Below are 23,410 nucleotides of genomic sequence, written 5' to 3'. Positions count from 1 at the left end.
GGGGCACGAAGGGGCGCAGGGCCTCCACCAGTTCTGCCCGCTGGATGACCAGCCCGCTGATGTTCAAGGGACTGAGGGGGATGGGTGTGCCTGCCCCCTCCAGGGAGAGGGGCCTCTGCCCATCACCTGCTGACTTGAGCCGTACCTTGCCCACGGTGCACCTCCCACGAAAAAGATAAAAGAGGACGGTTGTTCGTCCTCTTCATCGCCAGTGCAGATGGCCAGCGCTCTCCTTTCGAAGGGAGAGGGATGAGGCCAGGTTGGAGAGATGGATCGCTAGGGGAAACGCCCTTGCTGCTTATGAGGGGGTTGAAGGTCAACGGCCAGGTTGTCCTTCCCACAAGACCCTCCTAAGAGACGGGTGATAGGATGCCCGCTCGCCTATTGCTTGAATTATATAGGCAGAGGGATGAATTGTCAAGGGGTTTTTTGGTGTTTGTTACTTACGCTGATCGTGTTGTGGAAATCTTCGTTTGATCGGCAGTGGCACCTGGGCTATAATCCACGAGGCGTATCGTTACGCTTCACTTAGAGGGGGGATTAACCGAATGTTTGGACGATCTTCATTGAAGCGGCGGATTCAAAAGGCTTTGAACGATCCTCATCTGAGGATAGCCCTGGAACGCGCCTCAACCACCTTTCGTTCTCGTTGGGAGACAGCCTTCGCTGGTCAGGACCACGAACTGCTACGGAAGCGTCTGCGCGAAATAAAGGAGTATTCCATCGCCAATCTGCCTGATCTGGCGGAGCGCTTCAAACAGGAGGCGGAGAAGGTAGGGGTGATGGTTTACGAGGCGAAGGATGCTGAGGAGGCCAACCGTTATATCGCCAACCTGGCCCGGGCCCGCGGGGTGACCTTAGCGGTGAAATCCAAATCGATGCTCACTGAAGAGATAGGCTTGAATCGCTACCTGGAGGAGCGAGGGGTGCGAGTGGTAGAGACGGATTTGGGGGAATGGATCGTGCAGTTGGCTGGGGAGCGTCCCTCGCATATGCTGGCTCCAGCCGTGCATAAGACGCGGGAGGAGGTGGCGAGGCTGTTCTCGCAGACAACGGGACAGGAGCTTCCGCCTGATACCTCTAAACTGGTGCAGGTGGCTCGTCAACAACTGCGACAGTTCTTCATCGAGGCTGGTATGGGCATCTCTGGGGCCAATATCGCCATCGCCGAGAGTGGTACTTTGGTAATCGTAAGCAACGAGGGCAACGCCCGTTTGGTGACCGGATTGCCGCCGATTCACGTGGCCGTAGTGGGTTACGAGAAGATCGTCCCCAGACTGGAAGAGGCAATGGCCATCTTGAAGGTTCTTATCCCCACATGTATGGGGCAGCGTCTGAGCAGTTACGTTTCTCTCATCAGCGGACCCAGCCGCACAGGCGATATTGAATTCGACCTGACTACGGGTGTGCACGGGCCAACGGAGGTTCATGTCGTCCTGGTTGACAACGGTCGCAACAGGCTACGTCAAGAGGCGGAGTTTCGGGAGGCGCTTTACTGTGTGAGATGCGGCGCTTGTCTGAATATTTGTCCCGTCTATGAGGCTGTAGGTGGACATGTCTTCGGTCAGGTCCACATTGGTGGCATCGGTTCTATCCTTACCGCTTTCTTAAACAACCTCAGTGAGGCAGCAGAGATAGAGCAGCTTTGTCTGGGCTGTGGCGCATGTGTGGAGGTCTGTCCGGCCATTATTGACATCCCGCGGATGATCTTATCCCTACGCTCCCGTTTGGTGGCGGATAGGGGATTGCCCTGGATCAAGCGCTTAGCGTTGCGAGGCATCTTAGCTGAGCCTACACGTCTGCAAAGCGTGTTCAAGATCGCCTCAGTGGCCCAACGTCCCTTCACTGGGGGTGATGCTTTCATACGTCATTTGCCATTCAATCCGGCCGTGACCCGTTTTCGGAGTCTACCTGCCCTGGCCTACAGACCATTACGTGAGCGTCTGACACTGGAAACACCATCGTCGTCTCAACCTCAGGGCAAGGCAGCCTTCTATGCTGGCTGTTTGTTGGACTGGGTCTATCCGGAAAGTGGGGAGGCAGTGGTCGCTATATTAAAGAGTATGGGAGTGGCCGTATCTTTTCCCAGCGCACAAACCTGCTGTGGCATTCCGGCCATTTATAGTGGAGATATGGCTACAGCGGTGGAGCTAGCTCGCCAGAATATCGTTGCCTTAGAGGACGATGGCGCTGATTATATCATCACCGCCTGTCCTAGCTGTGGCGAAGCCCTAAAGCGTTACTTTGTTAGTCTTAACATAACCACCCCAGAGTGGCAGGAGCGAGCTCGGGCGCTAGCAGCCAAGACATTTGACCTCTCCGAGTTCCTGGTCAACGTTCTAAGGTCCAGCGTGAATGAGTCTAAGGGCGAAGCTCCCACGGAGACGGTGAGGCGTATTACCTATCACGATCCGTGTCATCTCAGGCGGGGGTTAGGTGTTCACCGCGAGCCTCGCCTCCTCCTTTCTGGAATGGCTGGCTATGAACTAGTAGAGATGCCTCAGCCAGACCTCTGTTGTGGACTGGGTGGTACTTACTCTTTCGACTATCCAGGCATTTCGCAGCATATCCTGGAACATAAGCTGGCCAATATTGCAGCCACGGAGGCATCCATCGTTGTTACCGGTTGCCCTGGCTGTTTGTTGCAGCTGCGAGGTGGTCTGGATAAGCAGGGCAGTCCGGTCGAAGTGTGGCATACGGCCGATATCCTGGCTAGATGCCTCCACGCGGATATACTTTCTTGACTACAAATAAATTACATCCCCCTCGTAGAATAGTGAAAGAGAAAGAACCAGATAATCACGAATATGTCTTGTGATAAGAAAGTTATCCTTTATGTGTTCTTTACCGTGTAAGCCGAGTCTTCTTGCATATTCTGGTTCATTGAGCAGTTGTTTCAAATAGTAAGCGGTCCCGTCAATGGAGTAGGTGAGCAATCCGGAATATTTGTGGGCTATCTGAAGCGGAATGCCACCAACTGCGGATGCTATGGTTGGTTTTGCTTTCCACAATGCCTCTGCCACTGTTAAACCAAAACCCTCTTTTAAGGATTTTTGCAGGATCACTGTAGATGCTCTTTGCAGTGCGTTGATCTCTAGATCACTCGCAGGAGGAAGAAATATAACGTGTATGTCCGGATCGTCAGTAGCAGCGGATTTTACTTCTTCTAAGACCCTCAATCCCTCTGGGTCATCCGTAGCACCCCCGCCAGCCAAAACAAGCTGGCAATTAATATGCTTTTTGACTTTCTTGTATGCCTCTATTACACCAATAGGATCTTTTAAGTAATCGAAGCGGGATATCTGAGTAACTATGGGCCGCTCTTTGTCGATCCCGAAACGCTCAAGCACGGAGTCGATTACCTCTTGTGGTAGTTCTTTATTTTTATCACTCAGTGGGTCTATCGAGGGCGAGATAAGCACTTGAGGGATATTCAAATCCCTTGAAAATGCCGGAGCTGAAAATACTGCACAGTCATATTTTTCAATGTAGGATTTCAAGAAATTCATGATGTCCAGTTTCGGCTCTGTAAAGTCAATATGGCATCTCCATACCCATTTCTTCCCGATTTCTTTCTTCCTATCAACCAGAGCGATAGGCTGCGGGTCATGGATAAACAATATGTCTGCATTAGGGTCTATCTCTTGAGCATTTTCGTGATTAACTTCTATGAAATATTCCAAATCTTGAGAAGATATTTGAACATTTACACCATGCAAAGCATTATGGATTTTCTTTGTGATACTAAAGAATTTCTCATTACCCTTTATGACATCCCATCTGGCGTTAATGCCAAGTTGTCTCAGAAGAGGGATCATTCTGGTGAGGATTTCAGCTACGCCACCGCCAACGGGTGTTGAATTAATGTTTTGTATTATTTTCCCCTTGAGTTTTGCAGCTAGAAGATATAATTCGTCTATTACTCCCTGACCAACTATAGAAGCGTATTTGTTAATGTCTGACATATTCACTTGCTACCTGAATAATTTTTTGTCTTAGACCCTCTAATGTGATAGTGTAGGGGTCTAACCCTGAAAGTTTTCTGGCCAACTCTTCCTCTCCTATTGCCTTAAACCATGCCACAAAATCGTTCTCTTCCCTCTGTGCTCGCATACGTGCCTCAAAGATGTGAAAATAAAGAGAGTTGATACTTATCTTGCTGAGTATCTCAACAAACTCTCTTAAATTATGCGCAACATAAGGCGTTGGCAAAACAAAGGTTGTACAACTCATAAAGCAAAAATCTTGTCCCTCTGGACATTCAGCAATGTGTTTTCCTTTGGAAATATAGTCAGTTAAGATTTTAATAAACTCCGTTCTTAATTCCTCCATGCTTTTGAAGCTAACGGTATCCACACTGGCAAACAATTCACCCAGCTCTCTTAGATTAAGGATATTAGTTAGCCAGTAGGCAAAATCGTTCGGTGGCTCAGGTGAGAGGTAGTGGTGCTGCTGCAAAAATCTGTGTGTATGATAATAGATCGAGGAGGTGGGCACATTTTTTAATCCCTCTAATAATTCAACAGGATTTCTCGCTTTAAGTCCGAGCAATTTAACGAGATGAAATTGCGTGCGAAAACGAAATGGGGGACTCATTTTATAATCTCCATGATGAGATTTAAAACTTCAGCATGATTATGCAGATTAAATCTGGCATGAGATTGGGTCATCCCCACTCTGATTGAGTAGGCTGCTTCAGGAAGAATCCTGAATAGCTCTTCATCTGTCCAGTCATCGCCTGTCGCCATTATAAAATCAAACTTATCCTTTGAAATCCAGCACAGTCCAGCGGCGCCTTTGTTCACGCCGGCGTTTCTAATTTCAACTACTTTATTCCCCTGTAGTACTTGAACATCTATATTAGCAGTAAAACTGACTAGATCGTCCATAAGTTCATTTGCCCGTATAGGACCCAGTTCAGGATCCGCCTTACGATAATGCCACGCTATAGCGAACTCCTTCTCCTCAATAAAAGAACCAGGAAGTCGATCCACATACGTTTCGAGTAGAGGGAGAAGGTGAGACCTCCAGTCGTTCGCTAATGGTTTTAACATCCGCCAATCCCCGTTCTTTTCTTTAAGCCATGCCCCATGTTCCGCTACCAGCCCGACATTAAGCATACCAAACCAGATTTCAAGCGTATCTTTAGCCCGCCCGCTTATCAGGACGATCTCAGTTTGATGATCCTCTGATAGGCGTTTGATGATCTGTAAAAGTTCCTCGGTAGGTTTTGCCTTTTGTGGGGTATCCACAAGAGGTACAAGCGTCCCATCATAGTCTAAGAAAATAAGCCTTCGTCTGGCCCCGTTGAAATCTTTGATGAGCTGTCCTCTCGCTTTAGAACCGAGTAATCTAGCGTCTAATCTTTTTTGCATTTCCTTGATGGAGAGCAATGCTTGAATGAAATCATCTGCCCATCGTACTACATCATAACGTTCAAGCCGGGCTCGCATAGCTTGATTGCGTTTTACCTGTTCTTCCTCGGGCATTTCTAATGCTTCCTTCAGGGCATTGGCAATCTCTTCTGTATTATTGGGGTTTATGATAATCGCTTCCCCAAGTTCTTTTGAGGCGCCGGCCATCTCACTAAGGATTAAAACACCCGTTTTATCCGTTCTGGCCGCAACATATTCCTTTGCAACGAGGTTCATACCATCTCTTAAGGGTGTAATTAGTGCTATATCACTGATACTGTATAGAGCAACTAAGGGCTGAAATGGTAAGAATTTATATTGATACAATATCGGCGTCCAATGAACGCTACCAAATCTGCCATTAATTTTTCCTACCAGTTCATCTATCTGCCTTTTCATCTGCTGGTAGTGTTCTACCCCTATGCGTGAGGGAACAACTACCAAAACAAGGATTACTCTCTTGTGCCATTGTGGATTTTTCTCGAGGAAGACCTCGTAACCTTGCAAGCGGTTGCTAATACCCTTTGTATAATCCAGTCGATCTACGGACAGGATGACCCTAAAATCTGCGAGCGTCTTTTTGAGTTTGCCTATCTCCCTTTGTATCTCTGGGCTGTTTACGGCATTATGAAATCTTTGAAAACCTATGCCCATTGGGAATGTATCTACTTTCACCATATGATCACCGGTCATAATCCGTCCCATATCGTGTTCATAACCCAAGATGCGCAGGACACATTTCAAGAAGTATTGGGTGTAATCGTGGGTATGAAATCCAATAAGATCTGCACCTAAAAGACCTTCTAAAATTTCCCTGCGCCATTGTGCTGGCAGGAGTCGGAATACTTCAAAAACCGGGAAGGGAATGTGCAGAAAAAATCCTATGGGCAGACTGGGCATCTTTTTTCTTAAAAGTTTAGGAAGGAGCATGAGATGATAATCATGTACCCATACCACATCACCTGGTTTGACGATCTCCATAACCGCGTCACAAAAAGTTTCATTTACCCGCGTGTAGTGGACCCAATAGTCTTCATCATACACAGCATAGGAAGGAAAATAGTGAAAGAGAGGCCAGATGATCTTATTGCAAAATCCGTGGTAAAATCTTTCCATAGCTTCTTCAGAGAGGAAAACGGGATAAGCGTGAAATTGAGCCGGCGCTTTTAATCTTAGCTTTTCTTTGTCCTCGACCGCAATCCCAGGCCAGCCAATCCATAGGTGCTCAAGCTTGGCGAAGGGGGAACTTTTCAATGAATCCAAATATGCGCTTAAACCAGAGACAAGCCCTCCAGGGCTTTGTTGAAATCTCAACTTGCCATCTTTTTCTGTTACAGTGATCGGTAGCCTGTTTGATACGATCAATAACCTCATATCATTAGTTCCTTTCGCAAACTACCGCCTCAAATGGCATATTGGTAATAACTGAGCCAGTCCAGATAGGCCAAGCCGGGTTACGGTAGGAATCGCTTTGTATCCAGTATATCATCTGGGGGGAGAGATAAAAAAGCTTTAGGCTCGTTTGGCTAGTTGTTGCAAAGGGCTGGTGATCGTGGTATAATATTACTTAGAAAGGGCGTTAGTACAGCGCCTGAGGGATACAAAGGTTCACCTTTAAATCAGCCCGGTGAGGCTGGTAAGGGAGGAAAGGCGTGGGAAGCAAACTTCTTGCCAGTTTATGGGCTGGACAAGAAGTTTTTTTGTGTTCAGAAGGGAGGTAGTCTTGCAAGAGAAGACGATTATGTCTGAAGAGGACGTTCGGCGAGCGCTGATTAGGATCGCTCACGAGATCATTGAGCGTAACCAGGGTGTGCAGGACGTGGTGTTGATCGGTATGCGCACAAGAGGTGTGCCGCTGGCACGACGCCTCGCTACTAACCTGGGGGAGTTTGAGGGAGCGGAGGTGCCGGTGGGGGAGTTGGATATCACCCTTTATCGCGATGATCTGGAGCTACGCCGACCCCACCCAGTTGTTCGGAGCACAAATATCCCCGTAAACCTAAACGACAAGCGGATCGTGCTCGTCGATGATGTCCTGTACACAGGACGCTCGGTGCGGGCAGCGATCGATGAGGTCATCGACTTCGGTCGTCCCCGGCTAGTCCAGCTAGCCGTTCTGATTGATAGGGGGCACCGTGAGTTGCCTATTCGACCGGACTACATCGGCAAGAACGTGCCTACCTCTCGTGATGAGGAGGTGCGGGTTCGCCTGAAGGAAACGGATGGCGAAGATCGTGTGGTCATCATCAGACCTGCTGGCTGAGGTGGACAGCAGCCAGCAGGTCTTTTTAATATCTGAAATAGGTTAGCAAAGGGGGAGGGTATGAAGCGCAAGGATATACTAGACCTGGATGATTTTACGCCAGAGGAGATCAGCGAAGTTCTAGAGACTGCTGACGCGATGAAGGAGATTTTGTCGCGGCCGATCAAGAAGGTGCCAGCGCTGCGTGGCAAGACAGTCGTGAACCTCTTCTACGAGGCCAGCACGCGGACACGGATATCATTTGAGCTGGCGGCGAAGAACCTTTCGGCCGATGTGGTCAATGTCGCCACCTCGGCTAGTTCAGTGGTCAAGGGGGAATCGCTGGTTGATACGATCAAGACTCTTCAGGCACTGGGAGCGGATATCATCGTGATACGTCATCCTCAATCTGGCGCCCCTTATCTAGTGGCCCAGCACCTGGAGGGATCGGTCATCAATGCCGGCGATGGTTGGCATGCTCACCCCACGCAGGCTCTGCTTGATTTATATACCATTCGGGAAAACCTGGGAACCATCGCTGGCTTATCAATCGTTATCGTCGGCGATATCCTTCACAGTCGTGTAGCTCGTTCTAATATCTGGGGAATGACAAAGATGGGGGCAGAGCTTACCCTCTGTGGACCGGAGACCTTGCTGCCGGTGCTGGATAGAACAGGTTCGACTAACGCTTTCCCGGAGGTGAGAGTAGAACACAACTTAGACAAAGCTATCGAAGGGGCTGATGTCATTATGGCTCTTCGCCTCCAGAAGGAGCGTCAACGGGGTGGATTGCTGCCAAGCCTGCGGGAGTACATTCAATTGTATCAGCTAACTAAGGAGCGGGTAGCGAGGGCTAAACCGGGCGCTCTGGTTATGCATCCTGGCCCGATGAATGAGGGCATCGAGATCGCTCCAGAAGTCGCCCACGGTTCACAATCTGTAATCGAGGAACAGGTGACGAATGGGGTGGCGGTGCGGATGGCCCTCCTCCATCTCCTGTCTGGTGATGGGGGCGATAAAGCGTAAGCAGTTGAATCCTGCTAAACAGGGCGAACAGAGGTCTAGAAAAGGTTTTTAGACTATCAATAAGGAGAAAACTTAAGGAGGTAAAATGGAAGATATCCTGGTTCGGGGTGGCCACATCATCGATGTGGGGCAGAACATCGATTTCATTGGTGACCTCTTGATCCGAGAGGGGAAGGTGGCGGAGGTTGGGGCCGGCGGTCTAGCTGGGGCAGCGGAAAAGGCCGAGCGAGGGGAGCTGCGCTGGATCGATGCTTCTGGCTGCATCGTCTGTCCAGGGTTCATCGACCTGCACGTTCACCTGCGTGAGCCCGGTGATGAGGATAAAGAAACCATCGCTACGGGCACCAGGGCTGCGGCGGCAGGTGGCTTCACCACCGTTGCCTGTATGCCTAACACGAATCCGCCGATCGATAATCGGTCGACCGTCGAGTATGTCTTGCAGGTGGCGAAGGCGCAAGGTGTAGTAAAGGTCCTGCCTATAGCGGCGATAACTAAAAAGCGTGGGGGTGAGGAGTTAACGGAGGTGGGCGAGCTTGTCGCCAGTGGCGTCGTTGCCTTCTCCGATGATGGTAAATCGGTGGCTAGCAGTCGGATAATGCGCTATGCTTTGGCCTACAGCTCTATGTTTGGGGTGCCGATAAGTAGTCATTGTCAAGACGAGGAGCTGACTAAAGGTGGGGTGATGAACGAGGGGATCATCGCCACCAGGCTTGGGCTTAAGGGGATGCCAGCAGCGGCTGAAGAGGATATAGTGGCGCGCGATATCGCCCTGGCTCAACTTACAGATGGATGTCTGCACATCGCTCATGTGAGCACGGCGGGAGCGGTAGATCTCATCCGACGGGCCAAGGCCGCTGGACTCGCAGTCACGGCGGAGGTGACCCCACATCATTTGACCCTGACAGAGGATTGGGTAGCTGGGGTACGCCGAGGGCCGCACGTTAAGGCTCCTTATGATACAAACACAAAGGTTAACCCGCCGCTGCGAACAGCTGAGGACGTCGCTGCCCTGATCGATGGCCTTAAAGATGGGACCATCGACGCTGTGGCCACGGATCATGCCCCCCATACCATCGTAGATAAGCTCTGCGAGTACGATCTAGCCGAGTTCGGGATCTCTGGATTGGAAACGGCTCTTGGCTGCCTACTCACCCTTTTCCACGAGAGGATCATTGATCTAAGGCTAATCGTGGAGAAATTGACCTTCGGTCCGGCGCAAGCCTTCAATCTCTCCTGTGGTACGCTCAAACCCGGCTCTTCAGCCGACGTAGTCATCTTCGATCCCAATGAGGAGTGGGTGGTCGATCCGAGCACCTTCCAATCCAAAGGCCATAATACGCCATTGGCTGGGCTAACCCTGCGGGGGAGAGCGAAGGCTACCCTTGTTGAGGGCAGGGTTGTCTTCCAGGCTAAAGAAGAGCTCGCTTACGCACATACTCCTTCAGTGTAGTAAAATGGCCAAAGCGCTGAGGTGTTCTCGCATAATGCCAGGAATGGGCGATAGTCCAGGGAGAATAGCCGGCTGCATAGGTGCTTGTTGCTGCCAGCTGGTGGGAGTGAAGCAATGAAACAGGAGACGGCTCGGGTCATAGCTAATACCACTGTGGCCGATCATATTTACTTTCTACGCCTATATGCCCCTGAGATCGCCGCACAGACGGCGCCTGGCCAATTTGTGCACATCCGTTGTTGTTCTACTTTTGAACCATTGCTGCGCCGTCCCTTCAGTGTGCATCGGTCGGTTCGTCCGAGCTTGGCCCTGAGTCCTGCACGGCTGCCGGAGATGGCGAGGTTAAATCCAGGGGAGATAGCTATACTCTTTGAGGAGGTTGGGCGGGGTACTGGTATCCTGGCCAGCGTCAGACGAGATGATTATCTGGATGTCCTGGGCCCGCTGGGCCAGGGTTTCTGTCTGAAACCAACGACCCGTAATGTGCTGCTGGTGGCTGGTGGGTTGGGTATCGCTCCACTTGTCGGATTGGCCGAGGCGGCCAGCACTGAAGATAGGGCTGTTACAGTGCTGGCTGGAGCCGCTACGGCCGCACGGGTGCTGCCTGTTGATTATGTGCCGGCTGAGGCGGAATACGTGGTTTGTACGGAAGATGGTAGTCTTGGAAGGAGGGGTTTAATCACTGATCTATTGCCGGAATATCTAGCCTGGGCAGACCAGGTCTTTGCCTGCGGACCTACGGCCATGCTTCGTGCTCTGGGAGCGTTGAGATGGCCGCTTGGTCTGTCGGTTCAGGTATCCTTGGAGCAACGCCTGGCTTGCGCTGTGGGCGCTTGTGCAGGGTGTCGGATCGATACCAAGCATGGGCGACGAAGCTTATGCCGCGATGGGCCTGTTTTTGATTTAAGCGAGGTAATTTGGTCTTGAATCTCGCCGTGCAGCTTGCCCCGCGACACGATCGGGGATTGATTTTGAAAAATCCAGTGATGGCTGCTTCGGGAACTTTTGGTTACGGCCATGAGTACGCCCGGCTTATAGACATCGAGCGGTTAGGGGCCATAGTTAGTAAAGGCACCACACTGCGCCCCAGGCTCGGTAACCCTCAGCCGCGCATCGCTGAGACCCCGGCAGGGATGTTGAATGCTATCGGGTTAGAGAACATTGGTATTGAAGCTGTTATCCAAGAGAAGGCCCCTATCTGGGTTCGTTGGAAGGTGCCTGTAGTTGTAAACATTGCTGGTGAGACAGTCGACGAATATGCTACAATAGCGACGATGTTGGAGGGAGTGGATGGCGTGGCGGGTATCGAAGTGAATATCTCCTGTCCGAATGTGGCCGAGGGCGGTATGGCTTTCGGTATCAGGTCTGATACAGCCGCCCAGGTAACGGCAGCGGTTAAAGCGTCCACCTCGCTGCCTGTTATCGTAAAGCTCACCCCAAATGTCACTGATATCGTGTCCATCGCTGAGGCCGTTGCTGCCTCTGGCGCTGACGCTGTATCCTTGATCAACACGCTGGTGGGGATGACTATAGATATCACCACCCGTCGCCCGTTTTTAGGCAATATCAGCGGTGGACTTTCTGGTCCGGCCATACGGCCGATTGCTCTGCGAATGGTTTATGAGGTGGCTAAGGCTGTTGATATTCCCGTGATCGGTGTCGGAGGCATTACTTCAACATCCGATGCCTTGCAATTCTTGATGGCTGGTGCCTCAGCCGTGCAGGTGGGTACGGCAATCTTCGTTAACCCACAGACCCCTCTGGAGATCATTGATGGTCTGCGTCAATTTATGGAAAGGGAGGGGGCCAAGGATATCACTGAGCTAATTGGAGCGGCTTTATGAGCATTATGATGCGGGGAGTTAAGCGGCACTTGGGGATCGTTTCGGTGCTCCTCTTTTTGGCTCTTATAATGGCCCTGATGGGAGGTTGTGCAGAGAATCCGGCGGTCCCTAAGGCCGCACAGGCTGTAGCTAAAGAGAGGCCAAAAGCCGATTTTTCCGTAAAGGGTAAGATTCTCTTTGTGAAGGGTGGGAGTATCTGGGTCTGGGATAATGGAAATGTCAAGCAATTGACACAAAAGGGACACTATGCTGATCCGGCCTGGTCACCCGACGGGAAGCGCATCGCCACTGTGGTCGTTGGCGAGAACCACTCTGATCTGGTGATATTGAGCAGTGATGGTGCTCCCCAACTGCAACTGACGAACAACCTCTCCCGGGTGAGTGTTCGGAGCTGCGCCTGGGCGCGCAAGCCAGCCTGGTCTCCTGATGGCAGGCGTCTGGCCTACGCTTCCGATTATGCCAGGGTAGAGCTACATATGCCTCTCGCCTTATGGCTGGTCAACAGCGATGGGACGGGGCACAGGCAGATGACCAAGCATCCTCTTGGGTCGGGCGGCGTTGACTGGCCGACCTGGTCACCTGATGGGGAGAAGATCGCTATGACCTATTTTGAGGGCAATGGGGTATCCCAGATCTATACCCTAACCCTGAGCAATGGCCGACTAGTGGCATTGACGAATGACAAGGAAGGGGACTACGATCCGGCTTGGTCGCCCGATGGGCTTTTCATCGCCTACACTGCCCGAAGCGGTGGCCGGGATGATCTCTGGATAATGGATGCCAAGGGCACCTCACCGCAACAACTGACTGACCTCGGTCGATGTCGTTCCCCGGCTTGGTCCCCGGACGGTCAAATAATCGCTTTTCTGGCGGAGCAGGGTGATAGCTTCGATCTCTACGCCATCAAGGTCTCCACGGAAGGGTCGCAGATCGTGGCCAGCGAGGTTAAGCAATTAACTAAAGGACTACACATTGAGGCGAACTCTGGTATAAGCTGGACTAAGTAACTGGTACATTGAACGTGACCTTTTAATGAATATCACTGCTGAACGGCAGGAGAAGGCTAAGAAATATGCACAGTTAAGGCGCTGGCTATTCTTGGCCGAATTGGGTATAAGTGCTGTCTTCCTGGTAGCCTTATTGGTCAGCGCTGTCTCTCGAACGCTGAAGGTGTATGTTCAGCAAATCGCTGAGGAACAGCTGCTGCATATCGCCCTTTATTTCCTCGTTCTGACCTTCGTCTATCTGTTTATCCAATTTCCCCTCGCCCTCTATGGTGGGTTTATCTTACCCCATCGCTTCGGACTTTCCGTTCAGACCGTATCCGGGTGGTTGGTTGACTGGATCAAGGGCAGTCTACTCTCTTTAGGCTTTGGGTTGATTCTGGTGGAGGGACTCTATTACTTGCTGCGGGTTCAGCCGGAGGTGTGGTGGATTTGGTCAGGCCTGCTGTTGTTCCTTTTCAGCGCTGTCCTGACCAACCTGGCCCCTATTCTTATCGTGCCTTTATTCTACAAGTTCACGGCCGTCACTGATGAGGCGTTGATTGATCGTTTAGCGAACCTGGCCAAGCGTGCCGGTACAATGGTGCATGGGGTTTACATTCTGAACTTGAGCAGTAAGGCGACAACAGCCAATGCCAGTTTGATGGGTTTGGGGAATACGCGCCGAATCGTCCTTGGCGATACCCTCCTTGAGCGCTACACTCTTGATGAAATTGAGACAATCTTTGCTCACGAGCTTGGTCACCATAGGCATGCTGATATCCCTAAGGCGGTGGCCGTCCAATCAATGTTGACCTTGTTTGGGCTGTACCTGGCTAACCTGTTCCTACGTTGGTCAGTGGGCATTTTAGGCTACGATGGTATCGCTGACATCGCAGCGTTCCCCCTGGTTATTTTGTGGCTTGGGGTTTTTGGGTCGATCACCCTCCCTCTGATCAACGCCTTTTCTCGCCATCTAGAAACGGCCGCAGACCGCTACGCTTTGGAACTAACGCAAAAGCCGCAGTCTTTTGGGACGGCGCTGCTCAAGCTCGCCGATCAAAATCTCTCTGAGCTACAGCCGGGCCGCTGGGTCGAGTGGCTTTTCTATGATCATCCACCGTTTACTAAACGGATCAAATTGGCCGAGGAATATGCGCGTCATAGATCATCCTCTTCTGAGGCATCTAACCGAGAGTGAGCTGCTGGAGCTGTTGGCCAAGATCGAGGATTAGCTGATAGCTCCAGGGAAGCCATGCTTAGCGGTTGGGGTCTGCTTGACCCTGTCTGTCTGCATTATTTATAATTAAACAGGACATAAAGGGTACCGCTGCGCCCGTAGCTCAGTGGAATAGAGCACTGGTCTTCGGAACCAGGTGTCGGGGGTTCGGGTCGCCCAGGGGGTGCCAAGTACTCCTATAATTGAGAGAAACCGCTTAATTTTTCCCTCTTTTGACCCCGTACAACACTTTTACAACACTTCGCCAGGGCGGAAAGGACGATTCATTCAATGCCTATCCGTGCTCATGGCGAAGGCTCTATCCTGCAACGCAAAGATGGCCGTTGGCAGGCTAGCCTGCAAGTTGGCGGCATCCGCAAGATCGTCTATGGCAAGACCAGAAGCGAAGCGGTCCAAAAGCTCAAAGCGCTGCAGGAGACAGCCCGCAAGAACCAGCGCTTGCCCAATGCGGGTAAGGTCACACTAAGCGATTATCTCACCAACTGGTTGAAGCAAGCTGCCTCTCATCTACGGCCTAGCACCAAAGAGAGATACATCTATGATGCGGCTAAGATTGCCTCTCTAGGCCAAATCCCCCTGGCCAAGCTTACTCCCTTCAAACTGGCCCAATTCTTTGCCGAACTGGACAAGACCAGCAAGCGCACATCGCTAGGCGTCTACAGGATGCTTCACAAAGCCCTGGCCGATGCTGAACGATGGGGACTGATTGCCAGCAATCCCTTGGCAGTAGTAGATGTGCCCAAGTATCGACCAAGAGAGAAAAGGTTGTGGGAGCCTGAACAGATACAGATGTTCCTTAGGGCGATGCTTGAAGGCAAGGGTGGGACCTATTCCAGCCTGTTTGTGTTTCTCTTAGCCAGCGGATGCAGGCTAGGCGAGGCGTTAGGCTTACGCTGGAGCGATATCGACTGGCACAAGGACACTATCAGGATTGAACGCCAAGTAGTGCAGGTAGACAACAAGGCGATAGAAGATGCGCCGAAGACCAGGAGCGGCGTTCGGACCATCACCCTGCCAGCGTTTGGCCTTGAAGCCTTGAAGATGCAGAAGGCTAAGGCGGCATCGATGCGAGTGTTTGTGTCTGAGGTAGGGACTACGCCTTTGAGAAGCAATTTACGCCGAAGCCTGGTAGGTGTATGCAAAAAGCTAGGCTTGCCCGTGATAATGATACACAGCCTGCGCCATCTGCATCTTAGCCTGCTAGCGATGAACGGCGTGCCCGTCAAGGTGGCGCAAGCTAGGGCTGGCCACAGTTCGCCCACAGTGACTATGCAGGTGTACACCCACGTGCTAGGCGACGGGGACAAGCTGGCAGCCCAGGCGATGGAAAGCGTTCTTAAGGCTGACAACGTGGTAGACTAGGGCTAAATTGCTTCGGAGGTGATGATAATGATGCGCTTGCTAGCAACTGTGCTGTTGATGGTGGTGATGGCAGGCATAGGAGGACTATTCCAAGGTAATAACCCTATGGAAATTGCTTATCCTGGCCCGTATCCTGGCCCGTACACTGTATATCTGCCAGTGGTATTCAAGCTCTTCGATGGTTCCATCGAAGGACCACCGCCAATGCCTACAGCTACTGCGTCGCCCGTGCCACCTTTGCCAACAGCGACTCCAATACCTACAGCTACGCCAACACAGGCGCTACCAACGGCAACGCCTCTACCTACCTTAACCCCACTACCTGGCGGCTCACTGACGTGTGCGGACCTAGATGGCACGTCCTATCTGCTAGCGGATGATGGCCAGTACCTTGGTGTAATTTCACACGACCGCTACCTTGAGGATTCCATCATGAACAAGTACGGCACCTACGGTAGCCCTTACAGCGCCACCAGTATCATGAACAAGTATGGAACTTATGGTAGCCCTTACAGCGCTTTGAGTGCTTACAATCCCTACACAATGACGCCGCCCTCTATCTATATTTACACCGGTACGGCGGTCGGTTATCTTACAGAGAATCCATACTTATCCCCCCGCTGTGATACAAGTGACTTGGTAGATTTTCTGCGGTTGTTGCAATGAGTCCTCCCCTGGAAGGAAGAGAAGAACAAGGGCCAAATTGGACCGAAGTGAGTACCGCCCCTAGAGACCGTGCGGCTAAGGCCACTAGATGGCAGGCCCTTCAGAAGGAAGGGGTTCGGTGAAGTGGGAGCGGGATATATCGATGCCCAAAAGAGCTAGCGAGAAAAGCCCTTCTTCCTTTCTAGGTGCACCGAAGTGGGATTAAATCAGATTGAGCAGCGGCGTATAATTGGTGTATAATTCCCTTGATGCCGGGTGGCGTGTGTACAACGCCCGCAAGTGTTACCTGCCGATTCAGGCGACAGCCTGGCAGCCAACTATTACCTAATCGGAGGTACAGAATTGACTCAAGAGCATTTACGCTGGACCGGCTCTGCTTCAAGCGATTCCATCATCTATGATCATGTGGTCGGTGTTTCTTACAGAGAAAAAACGCTAACGGGAGAGCAATTGAATCAGCTGAGGGCTTACTACGGGATGCCAAAGGATAGCGAGATTCGTCTGGTGAAGTACCAGGGAGATGAGTTAGCGCCACTGTGGGGCGAACTGTGGCGCCCTTACCAAGCAAATGGTCTTGGCGTCCTGACGCCAAATGCAGTCCCGCCCTGCCTTGACCTAGGAGGCGAGATTGTACAGTTGTACGAGCTAAGGGTGCAGCGCCCCGATAGCCCGTTGTATCTTCAGGTGCGTTGGCATCCCAGTCTGGGGGAGCGTATCAGTCTTTGCGGACTTGAGCACGAACACACTAAGGGCGATTGGAATCACGCCAGAGCTAGCCTGACTTTACTTAAAAAGTTAACACGCAGAGGGCGGCCGGAGTGGAGCGGGATATTTCCTAGCCCGGAATTGTTTATTGAAGCAGCAAAAAAGGGGATTCGAGCAATCCGAGCAGAAGGAAAGCACCCATCACAAGAAAGGGTAGCCGACTACTTAAGAAGTGCCCATAACGTGGCAGGGTGCGAAGCACGCTCTCTAAGGAGTTGGTGTAGCAAAACGACATATCGCAATTGGCAGAAGCTGCTCTCAGATACAAAATAACGAATTATTATCCTATTATTTGCCACATCATCTGTTGTAACCTCCTTGTGAACTAAATTCATAAGGAGGTTTTTCATGCGTATCAAGATTGATCTAAGCGCTGAAGCGACGAACCGACTGATTGAACTTGCAGTCAAGGAATGCCGCAGTGTTTGTTTTGAAGCGGAAGTTTTAATCCTGAGGGCACTGAAGCTATTTCCCGAAATGGGGCCGTTTCCCGAAGCGGAGGATCAGCAAGATGCAACACCTGAACAATAGAGCCCGCTACCCTTCGGCTTGGCAAGCTGGTGGGGGCAACGGGCAGACTTTACGGGGTGCTAGCACCCCACAGCATTTTACCACGGGGGAGCCCCTGGCGCTACAGGTTTCCAAGCGTGGCCGGTGGTGCACCGTAGGGAAGGTTACTTTTGTGAATGGCGAGCCAATTCTGGGGATCGCCCATCGTTTTCAGGCAGGCGTGGATAAGGTTGTCAGCGTGCCCCTTGTAGTATTGGACTACGCTGAAGCTTGTGGCTGTCTTTGGCTCTACTTCCGCAGGGACTTAACCCGTGAAGCTTGGCGGATTTCGCTGGCTGATTTACGAAAGCTGGGTTACTTAGGCCCTGGGGCTGGGGCTGAATTCTACATCCATATCGACAAGATGGAACCGACCAACTTCCCCAACTGGCAATACGCTGAGACGACCATTCGACTGAACGAACCGAAACAGCAAGACACGAAGCAGACTGCTCTCGCACTGTGAGAGTGAACGATATGAACACAGCAACACTATCAGAAGTCGAAAACGCTATCTGGGAACGGCAAGGGCGTAAGGAAGGCGCCGAGATCCGCTTCCTTTGTCCTTGTCACGATGACCACAACCCATCAGCCCGTTGGAACCCCGACAAGCAGGTTTGGTTCTGTGATGTCTGCAGTGCTGGCGGTGGCATAACTCACTTGGCCCGACACCTTGAGATTGCCGACATCGCCAGCGGTCGTTCGATTGTCGCCACTTATGACTATCAGGATGAGGGCGGCAGGCTGCTGTACCAAGTTGTTCGCTATCTTCCCAAAGACTTCAGACAAAGACGGCCCGATGGCAACGGCGGCTGGCTATGGAACCTGAAGGGCGTCCAAAGGGTTTTGTACCACCTTCCTGCCTTGAGGCAAGCGAATAAGAACGAGTGGGCATTCGTTGTCGAGGGCGAAAAGGACGCTGACAACCTGGCGAAGCTGGGACTGTTAGCCACAACCAACGTTGGTGGCGCAAAGAAATGGTCGCAGGAGTACACCAAGGAGTTAACAGAACGCCGAGTGGCGATACTGCCCGACAACGACCAGGTAGGCAAGGAACACGCTAAACAAGTAGCTGAGAGCCTTCTTGATGTGGCGGCAGAGGTGAAGGTTGTCGAACTGCTGGACCTGCCGCCTGGAGGCGATGTTTCTGACTGGTTAGCACGAGGCGGAACAAAGGGGAGACTGCTGCAGCTTGTCGAAGCAGCACCGATATTTGAGCCTGAAGCGAAGGTGCACCCTGATGATGACGGTATACCGCAAGGGGACTATGGCCATGCTGCCGTCCTGAGTCGCTTGTTCAAGAACCGTTATCGCTGGGCCACCCATCGTGGTTGCTGGATGCATTATGACGGCAAAGTGTGGCGGCCAGTGCCAGAGGAAAGCATAGCCAAGGAAGCGGCGGATACCTTGCGCCGTGAGTATGTGGCCCAACTAGCTGCTGCCACAGACAGCAACGCAATTCGAGAATTGAGCAAAAAGGTGACTGAGACTTGTACATACGCCAGGATCACTGGAGCGCTGTCGTTCCTGAGGGGCTGGGAAGGCGTCCTCACGTTAGGCAAGGAATGGGACCGTGGCCCTTGGCTTCTGAACCTTCAGAACGGCACACTAGACTTGCAGACTTGCACGTTGCGGCCGCATGACCCTGCTGGCCTGTTGACCAAGATGGCCAATGCCGAATTCGACCCCACAGCCCGGTGCGACCACTGGCAACAGCATATTGAGAGGTTTCTGCCTAACCCCAACGTCAGGCGCCAGGCACAGCGAGACTTGGGAGTGGCCCTGGTAGGTGCCACCTTGGAGGAGGCCCTTCCGATCTGGTACGGGAGCGGCGCCAACGGAAAGACGACCACGGCCAGTGTGCTGATGCGAGTCCTGGGCGACTATGCTAACCGTACAGCGCCTAACCTGCTCGTGCAGTCAAAGTACGAACGCCATCCTACCGAGGTGGCCGACTTGTGCGGGTTGCGACTAGTGTTCTCTGTCGAAGTGGACCAGGCGAAGCGGTTGGCTGAGGCGCTAGTCAAAGACCTAACCGGCGGCGATGTCAAGAAGGCACGCCACATGCGGGAGGACTTCTTTAGCTTCGAGCAAACGTTTAGCATCACGCTTATCGTCAACCATCGGCCCGTTGTCACAGGAACAGATGTGGGCTTGTGGCGGCGCATTAAACTAATTCCGTGGGAGTACCGTATCCCCGACAACGAGAAGCGTCCCCAGGAGGAGGTGGTGTCCGAGTTGGTGTCAGAGGGCAGCAGCATCCTCAACTGGCTGCTGGACGGCCTACGGGACTGGCAGCAAGACCACCACTGGCTGGCAACAGAGGTGCAAAATGCTAGCGACGCCTACCGTGCCGAAATGGACATTCTCGGCGACTTCATAGCTGAATGCTGCGAACTAGGCCCACGATGCCAAGTGCCGAAGGGTGAGTTGTATGCGGCCTACGCACAATGGTGCGAGCGAAACCAAAACGAACGGCCTGTCTGCAAGAAGGTCTTCACGAGTCGGTTAGAGGGGAGAGGCATTGAGAGCCGTAGAGAAGGCGATGCTCGTACTCGCATCTACATTGGGATTGGCTTACGGACAGATACGGACAGATGTTCCGTATAACTGCTAAATTTAATTTCTCATGGGGGTTATATGGAATACCTGTCCGTACCTGTCCGTAATGATGATAGTGCCTGGCCAACAGGCTGAGAATCCTGAGGCTCAAAGCACGCTTTTGTTGGAGAGGACACACGCTGCCCAGGGTATTCGTCTCCTTGTGGGCATTTGTAGTCACTGGGCTTATTTACGACATCGGATTGTATATTATGCACTAAATATTCAAGTATTCGAATACATGCTTGAATGGGGGGCCAGGATACCCCTCGGTACCCTGGTTAGAAAGCCAGGGGTAAATAAGGCCCAAGGGTATTTTCAACCCCTGAGTAATTTGGGAAATTGCCTGCTTGTCAGGTTGTTTAAATTAACTTGGGGGGTTGAATTCAAGTAGCTTGAATTCGCTGGAATTCGCTGGAATTCTAAAAACATCGAGGGGGTTCAAAATCTTAGCCAAGTGGCTATTTGCCGAGTTCTTTAAAAAAACTTGAATTCGCTTGAATTTCATCCCTCATTTTGCCCCGAATTTAGGCATAAAGATAGGTCATAGAGGGGAGAATTCGAGCGCTCGAATTAGCTTGAATTCAGCTGGAATTTGGGGTGGGTCATATCGCTCACTTGTTTTAGAGGCCATTAACTAGTACACTTAGGTAATTAATGTATATATCTTTTTAGATATTTTTAGCATAGGAGGAAAAGACCGATGACCAGATTCATGACTTCAGCGAACATCTTCCCCCAGGATCCTAGGGCCAAATGATGCCGCCATTAAAGTGGCGACTTCTCGTCGCCGAGATTCGCCAAGTGGACATCGCCAGAGCAGCAGGGGTAAGCAAAAGCTATGTGAACCGCATTGTTAACGGCAAGCAGAAGGCCTCAGCCAAAGTGGCCAAGGCTTTCTGGGATATGGCCGGAATTCCTATAGAGCTCTGGCTCTAGCTAATTTATGAAAAGGTATTTAGACACTGCTGAAAATGTGTTAGCAATTATTATACTCCTGATGGTAATATTAACCACCATATTAACCCCCACATGCTATAGTCCTACCTACCCCGACTATGGCAGCGCTTATGAGGCCAAGATAGACTCCGAGATATACTCCGACTACATCTCCAGATCCCCTCCTTGACCTTCCTGGCTCTTTCAAAGAGCTTTTTCTTGACAGGTGTGTTACAATGGATATAGAACGTTTACAAAAAAAATGCCCTGGCGATGCAGATACATCCCAGAGCGTGGCCAGTCAGGGTGCGACTGACGGACATAGCTTAGCACACAATGGCCTGTCAGGACAACTACCCTGGCGGGCTTCTCGCTTTGTGGGGCGTACGGCATCAGTACAACACTTTTACAACACTTCTTTACGGCAATGTTGGATGAAAGACGCCATTGGGGGATAAAAAGCGTAAGTAGCCCATTACTATAGTGCTAGTGTAGACCGCTGCGCCCGTAGCTCAGTGGAATAGAGCACTGGTCTTCGGAACCAGGTGTCGGGGGTTCGAATCCCTTCGGGCGCGCCAAAAAGTAAGAACAGCTAGCGCGTGCACGCTAAATTTGGGCACCAACGTATAGGCGCCTTTTTGTTTCCAATTCAAGCCGTCTAAGTTGATTGTGACAGTCAAGATGAGTAACTTCAATCCCTGGCTGTCTGAAAGAATTGGGCCTTATGGGGATGGCGTTATTAATTATGTTTCTGTTGGAATAAACGAATATGATGGATAGCCAACCAGCTGGCAGCGTCGAAGAAACCGTAGACACGACGGTAAGAGTGGCGATCAAGGGACTCGACAGGTCTCTGCGTGGCCGTGTCCCAAACACCACGCTCCAGCTCGGTGATGCGGTCGGCCAGGTCGGCCATCGTCTTGGGGACAGGGATATCAATGTAGGATTTCCAGAAGGGATAGCTTACATCCTTCTCTGGAATGCGGGGTAATAGTCCGAAGACGACCTTGGCGTGTTGTATGGCTTGCAGCTTTCTGAGTTCAGGTGGGATGGGAGCGCGCCTGCCGAAGGCGTCCGATTCGGCATCCTCTGCGCCTAAAAGCAGATCAGCTGCCCGTAACAGATAGCGTAGCTCAGCCAATGCTGCATCTGAGGCGCGTAGGGCCCATTTAAAGCCGCTCTGCATATCATCGATATGTGAAAGGGTGAAGGTGGCTAAATATTCCACCCCTTCCTGGGGCAAATTGCCCTCGTGAGCGAGATAGGTGGTTAAGAGCTCCTTGGTCTTATGAAAGATAGTCGTTAAGTAGAAGAATTCCAGAAAACCCTCTTTGGCTATAGACATCACCTCACCTCCTCATTGTCAGAGGGTGCTGGGAAACCTCCATCTTCAGTTTCACACTTCTCGGGGTTGATGTCAATATTTGTGCCCTCTGATTACTTGACAATGGTTGACATATGTGATAAATTAATCTTGTTAGACGTCTACTTGGTAGACGTCTAACAAGATGATCACCATGAATGCCATAATATTTGAGACCGCGCCCTTACCAGAACGTTTAAGAGATTTTCTGCTTGCTGAGATCAAAGATGGGCGATACAAGGGCCTGACTAGGCTTCCCAGCGAGGAATCCATCGCTAGAGATCTCAGGGTAAGCCGCCCCACGGTCAGGCTGGCTATGATCCTCCTGGAAAAGGCCGGTTTCATCGTCCGTCAACGCGGCGTGGGCACATTCATCAACCGGAAGGTGCTTGACCTCAACGCTCGTCTCGACGTAGAGAAAGATCTGGCCGATCTACTGCGCGATTGTGGCTATCAACCGGCCGTGCAATCTATTGATTTCAACGTAGAGCAAGCGGGTCCCAAAGCCGCTCAAAAATTGAATATCCCCCCTACTGACGAAGTGTTGAAGATGGCCAAAGTATGGCTGGCTGACGGTAAGCCACTTATCTATGATGTAGATAGAATCCCCACAGCCCTAATCCGTCAAGAGTATGGATACGAGCAACTGAACCAATCTATTTTTCTCTTTTTATCTCAGTGCTGTGGTGAGATCGTACTCTATAACATCACGGAGATCAGGCCATTGGTAGCTGGCGCCGAACTTGCTCAAATCCTCGGCTGCACTCAGGGCGAACTCATTCAAATGTTCGAAGAGGTGGGCTTCAACGGTAAGGATGTGCCCATTATCTACTCCGAAGAGTACTATCTGGATAGGTATCTGCGCTTCAAGATAGTGCGGACCAAGATATAGTCATAGGTGACCCAATTCAATCGCCACTCCGGTTCGTGGCTTCTTAGGAGGTGGTAGCTGAAGTATATCTCTCC

At 51.4% G+C, this 23,410-nt stretch carries 20 protein-coding genes and 1 tRNA gene; 17 read left to right on the top strand and 4 right to left on the bottom strand.

Annotated elements, in window-relative coordinates; all coding sequences use genetic code 11:
- Positions 1-548: 548 nt before the first annotated feature.
- The gene (locus M1136_05700) at positions 549-2,744 is read left to right on the top strand and encodes an LUD domain-containing protein (GenBank protein ID MCL5075132.1); all 2,196 of its coding nucleotides are present in this window, start codon (positions 549-551) and stop codon (positions 2,742-2,744) included.
- On the opposite strand, the gene M1136_05695 is transcribed toward M1136_05700, so the two are convergent.
- The 3 genes from M1136_05695 to M1136_05685 are packed head-to-tail and all read right to left on the bottom strand — an operon-like array spanning position 2,745 to position 6,788.
- Entirely contained in the window at positions 2,745-3,965 is a 1,221-nt protein-coding gene (locus tag M1136_05695; protein MCL5075131.1) for a glycosyltransferase, read from the bottom strand.
- Entirely contained in the window at positions 3,952-4,596 is a 645-nt protein-coding gene (locus tag M1136_05690; protein ID MCL5075130.1) for a DUF5752 family protein, read from the bottom strand. The genes M1136_05695 and M1136_05690 overlap by 14 nt, the downstream gene beginning before the upstream one ends.
- Positions 4,593-6,788 carry a bifunctional alpha,alpha-trehalose-phosphate synthase (UDP-forming)/trehalose-phosphatase gene (locus M1136_05685; protein ID MCL5075129.1) on the bottom strand — a complete coding sequence of 732 codons (2,196 nt, stop codon included), beginning with the start codon at positions 6,786-6,788 and terminating at the stop codon, positions 4,593-4,595. Before M1136_05685 ends, M1136_05690 begins: the two co-directional genes overlap by 4 nt.
- A gap of 349 nt (positions 6,789-7,137) precedes the next feature.
- Here M1136_05685 and pyrR point away from each other — a divergent pair, with 349 nt between their 5' ends.
- The 15 genes from pyrR to M1136_05610 all read left to right on the top strand — a co-directional run bounded on the left by pyrR (position 7,138) and on the right by M1136_05610 (position 21,659).
- On the top strand, positions 7,138-7,677 hold the full coding sequence (gene pyrR, locus M1136_05680) for a bifunctional pyr operon transcriptional regulator/uracil phosphoribosyltransferase PyrR (protein ID MCL5075128.1): 540 nt from the start codon (positions 7,138-7,140) through the stop codon (positions 7,675-7,677).
- A 60-nt stretch (positions 7,678-7,737) separates the two neighbouring features.
- Positions 7,738-8,682 carry an aspartate carbamoyltransferase catalytic subunit gene (locus M1136_05675; protein MCL5075127.1) on the top strand — a complete coding sequence of 315 codons (945 nt, stop codon included), beginning with the start codon at positions 7,738-7,740 and terminating at the stop codon, positions 8,680-8,682.
- Positions 8,683-8,767: 85 nt separating this feature from the next.
- The gene (locus M1136_05670; GenBank protein MCL5075126.1) at positions 8,768-10,132 is read left to right on the top strand and encodes a dihydroorotase; all 1,365 of its coding nucleotides are present in this window, start codon (positions 8,768-8,770) and stop codon (positions 10,130-10,132) included.
- A gap of 114 nt (positions 10,133-10,246) precedes the next feature.
- A complete protein-coding gene (locus tag M1136_05665) occupies positions 10,247-11,059 on the top strand; it encodes a dihydroorotate dehydrogenase electron transfer subunit (GenBank protein ID MCL5075125.1) in 813 nt (270 codons plus the stop codon).
- A 59-nt stretch (positions 11,060-11,118) separates the two neighbouring features.
- The gene (locus tag M1136_05660) at positions 11,119-11,976 is read left to right on the top strand and encodes a dihydroorotate dehydrogenase (protein MCL5075124.1); all 858 of its coding nucleotides are present in this window, start codon (positions 11,119-11,121) and stop codon (positions 11,974-11,976) included.
- Positions 11,973-12,983: a hypothetical protein gene (locus tag M1136_05655; protein ID MCL5075123.1), complete on the top strand. Its 1,011-nt coding sequence runs from the start codon at positions 11,973-11,975 to the stop codon at positions 12,981-12,983. Before M1136_05660 ends, M1136_05655 begins: the two co-directional genes overlap by 4 nt.
- Positions 12,984-13,008: 25 nt before the next feature.
- The gene (locus M1136_05650; GenBank protein MCL5075122.1) at positions 13,009-14,160 is read left to right on the top strand and encodes a M48 family metallopeptidase; all 1,152 of its coding nucleotides are present in this window, start codon (positions 13,009-13,011) and stop codon (positions 14,158-14,160) included.
- 309 nt (positions 14,161-14,469) lie between these two features.
- On the top strand, positions 14,470-15,561 hold the full coding sequence (locus tag M1136_05645) for a site-specific integrase (protein ID MCL5075121.1): 1,092 nt from the start codon (positions 14,470-14,472) through the stop codon (positions 15,559-15,561).
- A gap of 27 nt (positions 15,562-15,588) precedes the next feature.
- Entirely contained in the window at positions 15,589-16,227 is a 639-nt protein-coding gene (locus tag M1136_05640) for a hypothetical protein (GenBank protein ID MCL5075120.1), read from the top strand.
- A gap of 342 nt (positions 16,228-16,569) precedes the next feature.
- Positions 16,570-17,265, top strand: a complete 696-nt coding sequence (locus tag M1136_05635; GenBank protein MCL5075119.1) for a hypothetical protein — start codon at positions 16,570-16,572, stop codon at positions 17,263-17,265.
- A 75-nt stretch (positions 17,266-17,340) separates the two neighbouring features.
- The gene (locus tag M1136_05630) at positions 17,341-17,523 is read left to right on the top strand and encodes a hypothetical protein (GenBank protein MCL5075118.1); all 183 of its coding nucleotides are present in this window, start codon (positions 17,341-17,343) and stop codon (positions 17,521-17,523) included.
- On the top strand, positions 17,504-18,007 hold the full coding sequence (locus M1136_05625; GenBank protein ID MCL5075117.1) for a hypothetical protein: 504 nt from the start codon (positions 17,504-17,506) through the stop codon (positions 18,005-18,007). Before M1136_05630 ends, M1136_05625 begins: the two co-directional genes overlap by 20 nt.
- An 11-nt stretch (positions 18,008-18,018) precedes the next feature.
- Complete coding sequence (locus tag M1136_05620; protein ID MCL5075116.1) at positions 18,019-20,151, top strand: phage/plasmid primase, P4 family; 2,133 nt, start codon at positions 18,019-18,021, stop codon at positions 20,149-20,151.
- A 747-nt stretch (positions 20,152-20,898) separates the two neighbouring features.
- Complete coding sequence (locus M1136_05615) at positions 20,899-21,081, top strand: helix-turn-helix transcriptional regulator (protein MCL5075115.1); 183 nt, start codon at positions 20,899-20,901, stop codon at positions 21,079-21,081.
- A 501-nt stretch (positions 21,082-21,582) separates the two neighbouring features.
- A tRNA-Arg gene (locus M1136_05610) sits at positions 21,583-21,659 on the top strand.
- Between the two features lie 161 nt (positions 21,660-21,820).
- On the opposite strand, the gene M1136_05605 is transcribed toward M1136_05610, so the two are convergent.
- Positions 21,821-22,426 (bottom strand): hypothetical protein, encoded by a 606-nt coding sequence (locus M1136_05605; GenBank protein MCL5075114.1) that lies wholly within the window; start codon positions 22,424-22,426, stop codon positions 21,821-21,823.
- A 172-nt stretch (positions 22,427-22,598) separates the two neighbouring features.
- Here M1136_05605 and M1136_05600 point away from each other — a divergent pair, with 172 nt between their 5' ends.
- Positions 22,599-23,336: a GntR family transcriptional regulator gene (locus tag M1136_05600; protein ID MCL5075113.1), complete on the top strand. Its 738-nt coding sequence runs from the start codon at positions 22,599-22,601 to the stop codon at positions 23,334-23,336.
- Positions 23,337-23,410: the final 74 nt, after the last annotated feature.

The organism is Chloroflexota bacterium (assembly GCA_023475225.1).
In the GTDB taxonomy this organism is placed as follows: Bacteria; Chloroflexota; UBA6077; order FW602-bin22; family JAMCVK01; genus JAMCVK01.
Note: the sequence above shows the minus strand (reverse complement) of the source record. Positions and strands in the feature narration are given on the sequence as shown.